This is a genomic window from Curtobacterium sp. MCPF17_047, assembly GCF_003234045.1.
In the GTDB taxonomy this organism is placed as follows: Bacteria; Actinomycetota; Actinomycetes; order Actinomycetales; family Microbacteriaceae; genus Curtobacterium.
In genome coordinates, this window is record NZ_QKSF01000004.1 from 18,720 (window position 1) to 30,951 (window position 12,232).

Genomic DNA, 12,232 nt, shown 5'->3' on the forward strand with positions numbered 1-12,232 from the left:
GGGAGGCACGGTGCCGGCCGCGCACGACGGCGCGGCGTGAACCTGTGGGAGCCTCAGGCGCGCTTGCGGAGCTTGCGACGCTCACGCTCGGAGAGACCGCCCCAGATGCCGAACCGCTCGTCGTTCTCGAGCGCGTACTCGAGGCACTGCGACCGGACCTCGCACGAGGTGCAGATCTTCTTGGCTTCGCGGGTGGAGCCGCCCTTCTCGGGGAAGAACGCCTCGGGGTCGGTCTGCGCGCAGAGTGAGTCGACCTGCCACGAGAGCGGGTTCTCCTCGTCGGCCTCGGTCGACCGGCGGACGCCCGGGACACCGAGCGCGACGGGGTCGACGTGCCAGTCGTCCGGCACTCCGGCTTCGAAGTCGGATGCGCTCACCCTGATCACCCCTTGACGTCTCGGTTCGGGACCCTGACGACGATGCCGTCGGTGTAATTACATCGGTGTGATTACCCGGAGTCAAGTCGCGGATCATAGAAGCCCCTCCGGCTTCCGCCGTGGCATGTCCCCCATTCGGGCGTGTCGCGGCGTGTCTGCGGGCCTTTCGGGGGACAGCGAACGCCCCGCGACCGGGGTGGAAGCGGGGCGTGTCGGCCGGGCGCTGTCTACGCAGCGCGCTGCCGGGCCTCCCAGGCGCTCGTCACCATGTCGTCGAGCGTGTGTCGCATCGCCCACTCGAGGTCCCGACCGGCCGCCTCGCCGGTGGCGACGATGCGTGCCGGGTCCCCGGCACGACGCGGCGCGACCTCGGGCCGGAAGTCGATCCCGGTCCCGCGAGCCATCGCGTCCATGATCTGACGGACACTCACGCCGTCACCGCTGCCGAGGTTGTAGGCGCGCTCGAGCGGCTCGCCAGCCTCGAGCTTGCGTGCAGCGACCGCGTGCGAGTGGGCCAGGTCGGCGACGTGCACGTAGTCACGGACGCAGGTGCCGTCCGGCGTCGCGTAGTCGTCCCCGTTGATCCGCGGCGTCCGACCGGCCAGCAGGGCGTCGAAGACGAGCGGGAACAGGTTGTGCGGGCTGGCGTCGTAGAGGTCCGGCTCCCCCGAACCGACGACGTTGAAGTAGCGGAGCGACGTGGTCGTGAAGCCCGCGGCGACCTCCATGTCGCGGAGCAGCCACTCGCCGATGAGCTTCGACTCGCCGTACGGGGACTCGGGCGCCTTCGGGGTCTCCTCGACGACCACGTCGACGTCCGGAGTGCCGTAGACCGCGGCACTCGAGGAGAACACGACCCTGTCGACACCGGCGTCCGCCATCGCCCGGAGCAGGGTCGCCATGCCGGTGACGTTCTGCTCGTAGGTGTGCAGCGGCCGCTCGACCGAGACCCCCGCGTACTTGAAGCCCGCGACGTGGACCACACCCGTCACGTCGTGCTCGCGCAGCGTGCGGGCGAGCAGCTCACCGTCCAGGATCGTGCCCTCGACGAACGGGACGCTCTCCGGCACGAAGGCTCGGAAGCCGCTCGAGAGGTCGTCCAACGCGACCGTGTCGATGCCCGCAGCGACCAGCGCGCGGACGACGTGTGACCCGATGTACCCGGCACCGCCGGTGACCAACCAACTCATGCCGCCACGCTAGCGGAACGGGCCGGTCGGGCGACGGACCGGCTGCCCCGCCGCCTCATCGTCCCGGCGCCGCGCTCCGCGCTGAGCGCTACGCGCCGGTGGCGATGAAGACCGTCGCGGTGCGGCCGCTGCCGGCGTCCGCCTCGACCGACACGTCGCCCTCGTCGGGCGTGATGTAGCAGGACTCCCCCTGACGGAGCAGCGTCGCCGAGTTCGCCCCGACCAGCGTGACGACGCCCTCGGTGCAGATCGCGATGGACGGACCCGACAGCGGGGCCGTGCCACCGGTGCTGACCCCGACCGGCTTCCCGTCGCTCGTGACGCGCACCAGTGCGAAGCCGACGCCCTCGGGCGCGAAGCGGTCGACGACCGGGCCGAGGTGCTCCGGCTCGAGCAGCGGCGCCGGGTACGCCGTGAAGTCGAGCACCCGGAGCAGCTCCGGGACGTCGACGTGCTTCGGCGTGAGGCCGCCGCGCAGCACGTTGTCCGACGGGGCCATCAGCTCGATGCCCAGGCCCTCGAGGTACGCGTGGATGTTCCCGGCCGGCAGGTACATGGCCTCGCCACGGGTCAGCGTCACGCGGTGCATGAGGAGCGAGACGACGACGCCCGGGTCCTCCGGGTACGTCCGCGCCAGGTCGGCGACGGTCGCGGTGCTCGGCGAGACGGTGGTCCCGGCGGCGACGGCAGCGGCCACAGCCTCCTCGGCCAGGTGCCCGACCGCGCCGATCACGGCACGGGCGGAGTCGTCGGTCTCCTCGAGCCAACGCACGGTGTCCTCGAGTCCCTGCTGCAGGTGCACCACGAGGGGTCCCAGTCGGCCGGACCCGGCATCGAGCGTCTCGACCTCGGCGAGCGCCTCGGCGACCGGGCGGAACCCGCTCAGTGCCTCGAACCGGTCACTCAGCGCGACGACGAGCTCGGGCTTCGGGAACGGGTCCTTGTAGTTGCGGGCGGGGTCGTCGATCGGGACACCGGCCGCTTCCTCGCGGTCGAAGCCCTCGCGCGCCTGCTCGGGCGTGGGGTGCGCCTGCAGCGAGAGCGGTGCGGCGGCGGCCAGGACCTTGAGCAGGAAGGGCAGTCCGGTGCGGTCGTCGCCGAGGGCCGTCTGCGGCTCGGCGGCGATCCAGTCGAGCACCGTGTCCGCGCCGCCGACCATCGCGGGGTTGACCACGACGCTCGGGCTGCCGGGGTGGGCGCCGAGCCAGAGTTCGGCCTGCGGGACGCCGGTGACGGTCCGTCCGAGGAGTTCGGGGATCGCGGAGACGGACCCCCAGGCGTAGTCGCGCGGGGTGTTCGTGATGCCGAGGAACATGGGTCGAGCGTATCCGGCGGCGGTGGACGGGAGCGGCGCACCACGTGCACGATCCGCGATACATAGACTCTCCGCGATGTCCGAGCCGATCCGCCCCGTGTCCGACCACGCCGACCGGACCCGGTGGGACATCCAGGGACTGCGGGCGTTCGCGGTCCTCGCCGTCGTCATCTACCACCTGTGGCCGAACCGGGTGCCGGGCGGGTTCGTCGGCGTCGACGTCTTCTTCGTCGTCTCCGGGTACCTCATCACCGGACACCTGCTGCGGGAGCAGGTCCGCTCGGGACGGATCGCGCTGGCGGCGTTCTGGGCCCGCCGGGCGAAGCGCCTGCTGCCCGGCGCCGCGCTGACGTTGCTCGCCACCGGGACGGCCGTGCTCGTCCTCGTGCCGAGCACCCTGTGGGGACAGTACGGGCGTGAGCTCATCGCGTCGACGGTGTACCTGCAGAACTGGCAACTCGCCTCGGACGCGGTGGACTACCTGGCCTCGGACAACGACCCGTCGCCGTTCCAGCACTTCTGGTCGCTGTCCGTGGAAGAGCAGTTCTACATCGCGTTGCCGGTGCTGCTGGTCGTGCTGGCCGCGGTCCGCCGCCACGCGCGCAGTGGGTCACGCTCCGCGTCCCCGGTCCACACCGCCCGACTGCTGCTCGGCACCGTCGTGGTGCTCTCGCTCGTCTGGTGCGTGGTCGAGACCCGCACCGCGCCGGGCATCGCGTACTTCTCCACCGCCACCCGGGCGTGGGAGTTCGCCCTCGGTGGGCTGGCGGCCACGCTGCGTACCGTCCCCCGCGCGGCGACGCCACGGGGGAACGGAGCCGACCGGCTGCGCAGCGGCGGTGCCTGGCTCGGCGTCGTCATGCTCGTCACGGCCCTGTGGACGATCTCCCCGACGACGCCCTACCCCGGCACCGCCGCCCTGCTGCCCGTGGTCGGCGCGGGCCTCGTGGTCCTCCTCGGCGGGTCGTCGGGCCTGACCGTGCTCGGTCGGTGGGCGCCGGTCGCGGCACTGGGCCGGATCTCGTACGCCGTGTACCTCTGGCACTGGCCGGCCGTCGTCCTGCTGCCGATCGTCACCGGGCACCCGCTCGGCACCCGGAGCAAGGTCGTGATCCTCGTCGGCAGCATCGCCCTCGCGGCGCTCACGACACGCTTCGTCGAGGAACCCCTGCGGTTCTCGGCCCGCGTGTCGGCACTGCGGCCACGTCGCGTGGCACTCTGGGGCATCGCCAGCACCCTCCTCGTGGTCGCCCTCGGGGCCTCCACACTCGGCGCGCTCGAGGTGCAGCAGACGCAGGCGGCGGCCTACCAGCGGTCGCTCGAGACCGGCGACGTCCCCTGCTTCGGCGCCGCCGCCGGTGTCGGCACAGCGGACCCGTGCAGCGACGCGCGTCTGGCTGACGTCCGCGTCCCGGCGCCGGCCGCCGCGGGCACCGACGACGCCAACCGCCCCGCGTGCTGGTCGAACACCACGCCCGACCTCGCCGTCTGCCGCCTCGGACCGGCGACCGGCTACACGAAGCACATCGCGGCGATCGGCGACTCGCACAACAACGCGCTGATCAGTGCCTACGCGGCGATCGCGCGCGAACGGAACTGGCGGATCGACGTCGCCGGGCACATCGGCTGCTACCTGACGACGGCCGAGCAGCAGGCACCGTCCGACGCCTACACGGCCAGCTGCAACGGGTGGAAGCAGGCGGCGCTCGCCTGGGTGCGGGACCACCCGGACCTCGACGCCCTCGTCGTCACGCACGCGGCGACGAAGAGCCCCGTGATCGTGCCGGCCGGCTCGACGAACGACGCCACCGTGGTCGACGGCCTGGTCGGTGCATGGCGGAACGCCACGGACGCCGGCGTGCCGGTGATCGCGATCCGCGACAACCCGGTCGCGGGCAACGACACCCTGGACTGCCTCGGTCGGATGACCGGCCCCACGACCGACGTCTGCGACTCACCCCGGGCCGCCGCGCTCGCCGCGTTCGACGGCTCCGCCGAAGCCGTGGCGCGGCTCGGCCACCGAGCCGCGCTCGTGGACCTGACCGACCGGTACTGCACCGCCACGACCTGCCCGGCCGTGGTCGGCGGCGTCGTCGTGCACCGTGACCCGACGCACCTCACCGCCACGTTCGCGCGGACCCTGGCCCCGTCCCTCGGCAGCGCGCTCGCCGACGCACTCCGGACGCTCGGGCGGTGAGCGGCACTAACCTGTCCTCCGTGACGAACACCTGGCCACTGGCGCGCGGCTCCGTGCCCGAACGAGAGGCCTTCGCCCTCGCCGCCACGGTCCTGCTGACGCTGTCCGCCGGCGACGCCGTCCCGAACACGATCACGTGGTGGGGTGCCGCGGCGGTCTGGGCGCTCGAGGGCGCCTGGGGCGTCAGCGTCGTGGTCCGTGCCCGTCCACCGCTGTCCCGCACACCCCGGGCGCTCTGGCTCTTTCTCGCCTGGTGCCTGGTCTCGGTGCTCTGGTCGCACTGGCGGCCGGCGACGCTGGCGAGCACCGTGGCCCAGGTGCTGTGCGCCCTGGTCGCCTTCGCGATCGCCTCGACCCTGACCTGGCGTCGGATCCTCGACGCGATGAGCCTGGCGTTCCGGTGGGTCCTCGGGCTGTCCCTGCTCTTCGAGGCCGTCGTCGCCGTCGTCGTCCGGCATCCGATCGCACCGATCTGGACGGACTACGGCGACCGGGACGTCCCGGACGCGTTCTACTTCTCGCGCGCCGAGCTCTTCACCGGCGGACGGATCCAGGGGCTGCCGGGCAACGCGAACCTCCTGGCGATGGTGGCCCTGCTCGCCGCGATCGTCGTCGCCGTCCAGCTCGCCGAGGGCCGGATGCGCCGGATGCGGGCGATCGGCTGGCTCGTCGTCGCCGTGCTGGTGACCGCTCTGACCCGTTCGAGCACGGTGCTCGTGGCTGCCCTGGTCGTGCTGGTGGTCCTGGCCCTCGCGCTGTGGATGCGCCGGGTCCCGACCGAACGCCGCGCGCCCCGGTACGGGGCGATCGCGCTCGGCCTGGTGGTCGTGGTGGTGGGAATCGTCCTCGCGAAGGACACGCTGGTCGCCGTGTTGGGGCGGTCCTCGGACCTGACGGGTCGCGGGACGATCTGGACGGCCGTGTGGGGGCTCATCGAGCGGCACCCGGTACTCGGCTTCGGCTGGATCGGCTACTGGTGGCCGGACATCCCGCTGCTGGCACAGCTCGCACCCCGCAATGGCGTGACCTACCTGCAGGCGCACGACGCCGCGCTCGACGTCTGGATGCAGACCGGCATCGTCGGCCTCGTCCTCTTCGCTGTCTACGTCGTGACGACGCTCAGCCGCTCCTGGGCGGGTGCCACCCGCGCGGGCTTCGGCCCCGACCTCGCCCCGCGTCCCTTCGACGCGGTCGGGCTGTTCCCGCTGCTCGTCGTCGTGGCACTCCTGGTGCAGGCGATCGCCGAGTCGCGGCTGCTCTACCAGGGGAACTGGGTGCTCTTCGCACTGCTCGCGATCAAGTCGCGGATCGTCCTGGTCACCGAGGAACCCCCGTCGGTCGGCGACGGTCCACGGACCCCGATCGCGAAGCGCGCGTTCCGGTGGGCGGCGAACCCCTGACGAGCTGAGGCCTCCGGGCGTCAGCCGTCGCGGAGGACGAGCGTGCACGGGACCGCGGCGCCCCACGGCTGGGTGCGGATGTCGAGGACGGCCGTCGGGTCCGCCCGGCAGGTCGCGACCGCGTCCCGGAACTGCGGCTGCCACTCCGGGCCGGTGCTCCGCTGGGCGCTCCCGGGGGCGTTCACCACCCACGTCGTCACCAGGACCGCGACCACGCACCAGCCGACGGCCGCCCCGACGAGGTGGGCCGCGCCTCCTGGCCGGGAGGCCCGCACCGCCACCCGACGACCGCTCCCGCCGGGCGTGACCACCCGGTCGACGAGGACCGCGGCGGCGACCACGACCGCGGCCGTGAGGAGCATCCCGGCTGCGGCCGCGTACCGGGAGGGCGTCGCGGTGAGGAGTGCCGCCGGGGCGACCTGCGACCACCGGCCGTCGGCGGACCGGTTCGCGAGGAGGGCCGCCGTCCAGACCACGGCGGCGCCGAGGGCGAGCGCGAGGGCGACGACCGCGGCGCGTCCGCGGCCGGTGCGCAACGCGACGCCGCAGCCGAGGAGGACGACGACGAAGACCAGCACGGACGGCACGGCGAGCACCCACCAGCCGTGGTCGACGACGGCCCCCGCCACGGCTCCCAGGTCGGCGTCCCAGAGGCCACCGACCGTCTGCAACAGCCACCCGGCGACGACGTCGGACGCGGCCGGGTGCCCGGGGGCGGAGGCGCGGGGGGTCGTGAAGGCGGTGACGACCTGCGCGGTCGCGGTCGCGACGGCCGCGACCGTCACGGGCAGCGCCAGGAGGCGACCGCCGCGGGCGGCCGGCACGGGTGCCGGTGCCGGTGCCGACACCGGTGCCGGCAGCCAGGCGAGCACGAGCAGCGGGAGGAACAGGACCGCCTGCGCCTCGGTCGCGAGCACCAGGACCGTGACGACGCCGAGGGCTCCGGCCCCCCACCACGTCCGGCTCCGGTGGGCCAGTACCCACGGTGCGAGGAACAGCGCGAAGGTGTGCAGGTTCGCCGCGTTGCCGGAGACCTCCCACGGCGCCGTCGGCAGGGCCACCGGGACCACGGCGAGCACGAGCCGGAGCGGCCACGACGGCACGACGTCCCGCGCCAGGACGAACACCGCCGCGCACACCGCACCGGCCAGCAGGCAGGACGTCGCCGAGACGACGAGGGCGTAGTCGGCGACCGGGAACAGCAGCGCGAGGTCCACGACGAGCCGCGGCACGAGGTGCAGGTAGCCCGCGTAGGGGTGGAACAGGCTCGCCACCGGCCCGAGGGCCAGGTGCTCACGGAGGAACAGCCCGCCGTCCTCGGCCCACACGGTGCCGCGGGCGACCGGACCGAGGCGGACCCACGCGCTCACGGCGGCGAGCACGCCCACGAGCACCACGGCCGACACCGCGGCGAGTGCCGCCCTCCAGCCCCGCACCGCGTGTCCCATCGGCCTCGACGGTAGTGCGGAGACCGACGATCCGCGATATCGACGCTCCGGGATGGCGTCGGACGCCCCCAGCGGGGTGCGTCATCATGGACGGATGACGGATGCCCGGACGACGCGACTCGTGCTCGCGCGCCGGTACCTGTCCGCCTGGATCGGGTTCTCGGCCGGCGGACGGTTCAGCCAGGCGCTCGCGACCGCGATCGTCCTCTTCGCCTTCGGCGAGCCGACCGTGCGGGTGCTCGTGGGGACCGCCGGCACCTGGGCCGTCCTCGTCACGCTCGTCGTCCTGGCCGGCCTCAGCCTGCTCGGGCAGCGCTACCGGATCGAGTGGCACGGCGTCCTGCCGCTGTCACTGCTCGCGTTCGTCGGGTACTGCGGGCTCAGCGTGCTCTGGAGCGAGTACTCCTGGGTCGCGCTCCGCGGGTTCGCCGAGACGCTCGGCTTCGTCGGGCTCGGGCTCTACCTGGCGCTCGGCCGCGATCTCGTGCAGGTCATCCGGGCGTGCGGTGACGCCTTCCGGATCCTGCTCGTCGTCGCGCTCGCGCTGGAGGTCCTCTCCGGCCTGGTCCTCGACGTCCCGTTCCCCGCGTTCGGGATCCACGGCGACATCGCGTACGGCGGCCCGATCCAGGGCATCGGCGGGACGCGCAACGTGATGGGCTTCATCGCCGCCACGGCACTCGTCACCTTCGTGGTCGAGTACCTCACGCGCTCCGTCCCGCACTGGCGCGCCATCGGCTCCACCGCCCTCGCGGTCATCACGCTCATGCTCGTGCAGTCACCGATCACCGGGCTCGCGATGATCGCGCTCACGGTCGCCGCGCTGGCGATGTGGTCGCTCCGGCATGCGAGGCCGGCGTCCCGCCCGGTCGTCAACACGGTCCTCGGGGTGTTCGTGCTCGCGATCGGCACCGTCCTGGTGGTCGCACGGAACCGGGTCCTGCCCGAGATCGGGGCCGCCGGCGGCACCTCGACGCGGCTGGCGCTCTGGTCACAGATCCGCGACTTCATCGAGCAGCACCCGGTGCAGGGCTGGGGCTGGGTCGGGTCCTGGCCGAGCGAACCCGTCGTCCCGTACGTCACCTTCGTCGACCCGTCCGGCGTCCGCTTCACCTCGGGTCTCGACGTCGTCGTCGACGCCTGGCTGCAGGTCGGGCTGGCCGGCATGCTGCTGCTGGTGGCCGCGGCGCTGCTCGCGTTCGCCCGCTCCTGGGTCACCGCGACGACCTACCCCGGCGTGGCCTACGTCTGGCCGGCCGCCGTGCTCGTGCTGCTCGGCGTCACGAGCGTGGCCGAGAGCACGCTCCTGCACGGCGCCGGTCTGATGGTGTTCGTGACCGTGCTCGTCGTCTCGGCACGCCGTCGGTCCTGGCGTCGTCGGCTCCTGCACGCCTGAACCGCGCAACGGGCGGACCGGGACTGCGGACCGCGGGCCGCCGGACCGCGGGGCGGCCGAGCAGCGCGCCAGGTCCCCGTCAGGCGCGTCGCGCCCGCGGGCGGAACCGGCGCTGGAGGCCCCACTGGGTGGTGCGGAGCATCGCCTCGACGACGATGGCCTGGCTCATCTTCGACACCCCGTGGACACGGTCGCGGAACCGGATCGGGACCTCGACGATCGCGCCGCCGAGGTCGTGCACGCGCAGCGTCATGTCGACCTGGAAGCAGTAGCCCTTCGAGTCGATCTCGTCGAGTGCCATCCGGGCGATCACGTCCGCGCGGTACACACGGAAGCCGGCGGTGATGTCGTGCACGTCGAGCCGGAGCATGATCCGGGCGTAGGCGTTCCCGCCGCGGCTCAGCAGCTCGCGGTGCTTCGGCCAGTCGACCACCGACCCGCCGGTCGTCCAGCGGGACCCGATCGCCAACATGACGTCGTCGGCCGGGTCCGCGTCGGCGACCGCCGTGATGAGCGCGGGCAGGCGGTCCGCGGGGTGGGACCCGTCGGCGTCCATCTCGACCAGCAGCTCGTACCCGCGCTCGAGTCCCCACCGGAACCCGGCGACGTAGGCCGTCCCGAGGCCGAGCTTGCCCGACCGTCGGAGCAGGTACACCCGGTCGTCGTCGGCCGCGCGGCTCGCCACGAGGTCACCGGTGCCGTCCGGGCTGCCGTCGTCCACGACGAGCACGTGCGCCTCGGGGACGACACCGAGCACCCGGTCGAGGATGTCGGCGACGTTCTCGGCCTCGTTGTACGTGGGGACGATGACGAGGGTGCGCGGGATCTGGAGGTCAGCCATGGTTCTCTCTGCGGTGTCGTACGGGCACGGGCGCGTCGGCGTCCCCTGCCGGGAAGGCGTCGCTCCGGATGGTCGAGCAGTCGGGGGTCACGTCACCAGCGTCGCGCCCTCGTCCTGGAGCACGTCGCACACGGCGGCCGACAGCCGGACCAGGGCCACCCCGGCCGCGATCGCACCGGCCAGGACCGGCAGCGCAGCGCCGGGATGGTCCGTGCGACGGTCGTGGGAGCGCACCTCGGGCGGCCGTCGGTGCGGTCACCGTCACGGGCTCGCCGGTTCGGCCAGCGGCGACGGGGATCATCCGGACATGATGCCGGACGCGTACCCGGGTGAGCGAATCCGCAGGGTACCGCGTGTCGGCGGGACTCAGGACCACAGAGCGGTCGTCCACCGCTGCGTGGTGCCGTCTCCGGTGACCGGCCGGGAGGCCGTGGCCGGCCCCGTCCCGGAGGTCGCGTCCGTCGGCTCGACGTCCTCGACGCTCCGGGAGCGGCCGTGGACCCCGTGCCGGTCCGCGTCCCCCTGGACGTCAGGTCCGTCGAGCGTGGTGCGTGCCTCCGGCGACCGGAGTGCCGCGAGCGTCACGGCCACGGCCACGGCCAGCAGGAAGAGTGCGACCACCGCGACCAGCCCGAACCCGACGGGGCCGAGCGGGGTCTGGCCGGCCAACAGCCGGAGCCCGAGCGTCGTCACCTTGAGGTGGAAGCCCTCGTAGTAGCCACGGTAGGCGACCGACCAGCCGTAGACCGTCATGAGCGCGGCCACCACGACGACGGTCCGACCGAGTCGGCGGCGGTCGTCCTCGTCCCGGACGAAACGGCGCCAGGCGATCGCGCTGAGCACCGCGAGGACGCCGACGAGGACGAAGTAGTAACGGCCCTGGATGCCGCCGATCGTCGTCGTCCGGAGGTAGGTCGACCAGTTGTTCTGCAGCCCGGCGGCGAGCGTGAAGAGCGGCAGGAGGGCGAGCAGCCAGGCCGTCCGGCGGGCGCCGCTCCGGAAGCCCCAGACCAGCACCACCCCGATCGCGACGACGCTGAGGGCTGCGATGACGATCGGGCTGGAGGGGTACTGCAACAGGCCGTACTGCCCCCAGAACGAGTTCGTCACCCGGTTCCACTCGGTGTTCACGAAACCACCGACGTCGGGGCCCTCCCCCGGGGCGAACTGCTCGGTGCGGATGGACTGCGGCAGGCCGGCGGGCTGCAGGGTGTGGAAGACCAACACGTTGCGCACCCACCACCACGAGGTGGCCAGCACCGGCACGACGAGCACGACGGCTCCGCGGAGCCACCGGCTGCGCCCCTGCCCGGCGATGACGACCGCCACCACGGCGAACGGCACGAGGGGCAGCGCCGTCGCCTTGAACGACACGGCTGCGGAGGCTGCGACCGCGAGCGCCACGAGGGTGACCCAGCCGCGGTCCCCCGTCACGATCCGGCAGACCAACCAGACGACCACCGCGCCGAGGATGATCACCGGGGTGTCGTTCGTGGCTGACGTCCCGATGAACCCGACCTGCGGGATGAGGAACAGCGACGCCGCGGCGACGAGTGCCGTGCGGGGTGACCGGGTCACGCGCCGGACGGCAGCCCAGACGACCAGCGGCAGGGTGCCGAGGACGGCGACGTTCATGAGCCGCATCGCGTAGAGGTCGAGGTCCCAGCGGAGGTGCATGTACCCGATGAGGTGCAGCACACCGGCGGCCATGGCGTACCAGGTCGGCGGGTGCTGGGTCATCTGGTTCGTCGCGCCGTTGCCCGGCGCCGAGGCCAGGAGCGCCTCGAGCGTCGGCCGGTCGACCTGCAGGAAGCCGAGCCCCTCGGCCTGGCCGGCGCGGGTGGCGGAGAGCAGCTTCAGGTGCGTCGGGTCGGGCCACCCCTGACCCATCGCGAGCTGCACGGCGGCGTCCCAGTGCGCGATCTCGTCCGGCGACCCGAACAGCGGCTGGAGGGACGCCCAGAGCACCAGGACCGCGACGAACGCCAGGACGATCGCGGTGATGGACAGTCGTTCACGTCGGGACGACCGCACAGCGGTCCCAGGTTCGGTAGGCATCCCCGCCACT

Annotated in this window: 10 protein-coding genes; 3 read left to right on the plus strand and 7 right to left on the minus strand. The window is 73.0% G+C overall.

What is annotated here, in order from left to right; translation table 11 throughout:
- Positions 1-53 precede the first annotated feature (53 nt).
- From DEJ33_RS05380 to manA, 3 genes are all read right to left on the minus strand, one after another.
- Positions 54-386 carry a WhiB family transcriptional regulator gene (locus DEJ33_RS05380; protein WP_374107134.1) on the minus strand — a complete coding sequence of 111 codons (333 nt, stop codon included), beginning with the start codon at positions 384-386 and terminating at the stop codon, positions 54-56.
- Between the two features lie 218 nt (positions 387-604).
- The gene (gene galE, locus DEJ33_RS05385) at positions 605-1,567 is read right to left on the minus strand and encodes a UDP-glucose 4-epimerase GalE (RefSeq protein ID WP_111194426.1); all 963 of its coding nucleotides are present in this window, start codon (positions 1,565-1,567) and stop codon (positions 605-607) included.
- An 88-nt stretch (positions 1,568-1,655) separates the two neighbouring features.
- Complete coding sequence (gene manA / locus DEJ33_RS05390) at positions 1,656-2,882, minus strand: mannose-6-phosphate isomerase, class I (RefSeq protein WP_111194478.1); 1,227 nt, start codon at positions 2,880-2,882, stop codon at positions 1,656-1,658.
- A 76-nt stretch (positions 2,883-2,958) separates the two neighbouring features.
- Here manA and DEJ33_RS05395 point away from each other — a divergent pair, with 76 nt between their 5' ends.
- Together DEJ33_RS05395 and DEJ33_RS05400 are read left to right on the plus strand one after the other, a co-directional pair.
- The gene (locus DEJ33_RS05395; protein WP_181437253.1) at positions 2,959-5,079 is read left to right on the plus strand and encodes an acyltransferase family protein; all 2,121 of its coding nucleotides are present in this window, start codon (positions 2,959-2,961) and stop codon (positions 5,077-5,079) included.
- A complete protein-coding gene (locus tag DEJ33_RS05400; protein WP_146242531.1) occupies positions 5,076-6,479 on the plus strand; it encodes an O-antigen ligase in 1,404 nt (467 codons plus the stop codon). Before DEJ33_RS05395 ends, DEJ33_RS05400 begins: the two co-directional genes overlap by 4 nt.
- Positions 6,480-6,499: 20 nt before the next feature.
- On the opposite strand, the gene DEJ33_RS05405 is transcribed toward DEJ33_RS05400, so the two are convergent.
- Entirely contained in the window at positions 6,500-7,927 is a 1,428-nt protein-coding gene (locus DEJ33_RS05405; protein WP_111194429.1) for a hypothetical protein, read from the minus strand.
- A gap of 94 nt (positions 7,928-8,021) precedes the next feature.
- Between DEJ33_RS05405 and DEJ33_RS05410 the strand changes: the two genes are divergently transcribed.
- Positions 8,022-9,323: an O-antigen ligase family protein gene (locus tag DEJ33_RS05410; protein WP_111079189.1), complete on the plus strand. Its 1,302-nt coding sequence runs from the start codon at positions 8,022-8,024 to the stop codon at positions 9,321-9,323.
- 79 nt (positions 9,324-9,402) lie between these two features.
- Here the strand turns inward: DEJ33_RS05410 and DEJ33_RS05415 are convergent, their stop codons facing one another.
- The 3 genes from DEJ33_RS05415 to DEJ33_RS05420 all read right to left on the minus strand — a co-directional run bounded on the left by DEJ33_RS05415 (position 9,403) and on the right by DEJ33_RS05420 (position 12,222).
- Positions 9,403-10,164 carry a polyprenol monophosphomannose synthase gene (locus tag DEJ33_RS05415; protein WP_111194430.1) on the minus strand — a complete coding sequence of 254 codons (762 nt, stop codon included), beginning with the start codon at positions 10,162-10,164 and terminating at the stop codon, positions 9,403-9,405.
- A gap of 87 nt (positions 10,165-10,251) precedes the next feature.
- Positions 10,252-10,398: a hypothetical protein gene (locus DEJ33_RS17135; RefSeq protein ID WP_181437254.1), complete on the minus strand. Its 147-nt coding sequence runs from the start codon at positions 10,396-10,398 to the stop codon at positions 10,252-10,254.
- A 132-nt stretch (positions 10,399-10,530) separates the two neighbouring features.
- Positions 10,531-12,222 (minus strand): DUF2142 domain-containing protein, encoded by a 1,692-nt coding sequence (locus tag DEJ33_RS05420; protein ID WP_111194431.1) that lies wholly within the window; start codon positions 12,220-12,222, stop codon positions 10,531-10,533.
- Positions 12,223-12,232 lie beyond the last annotated feature (10 nt).

Excerpts from the sequence above, each read along its gene's own strand:
- galE (WP_111194426.1), bottom strand. The coding sequence starts at position 1,567 with ATGAGTTGGTTGGTCACCGGCGGTGCCGGGTACATCGGGTCACACGTC.
- manA (WP_111194478.1), bottom strand. The coding sequence starts at position 2,882 with ATGTTCCTCGGCATCACGAACACCCCGCGCGACTACGCCTGGGGGTCC.
- DEJ33_RS05395 (WP_181437253.1), top strand. The coding sequence starts at position 2,959 with ATGTCCGAGCCGATCCGCCCCGTGTCCGACCACGCCGACCGGACCCGG.
- DEJ33_RS05405 (WP_111194429.1), bottom strand. The coding sequence starts at position 7,927 with ATGGGACACGCGGTGCGGGGCTGGAGGGCGGCACTCGCCGCGGTGTCG.
- DEJ33_RS05410 (WP_111079189.1), top strand. The coding sequence starts at position 8,022 with ATGACGGATGCCCGGACGACGCGACTCGTGCTCGCGCGCCGGTACCTG.
- DEJ33_RS05415 (WP_111194430.1), bottom strand. The coding sequence starts at position 10,164 with ATGGCTGACCTCCAGATCCCGCGCACCCTCGTCATCGTCCCCACGTAC.
- DEJ33_RS05420 (WP_111194431.1), bottom strand. The coding sequence starts at position 12,222 with ATGCCTACCGAACCTGGGACCGCTGTGCGGTCGTCCCGACGTGAACGA.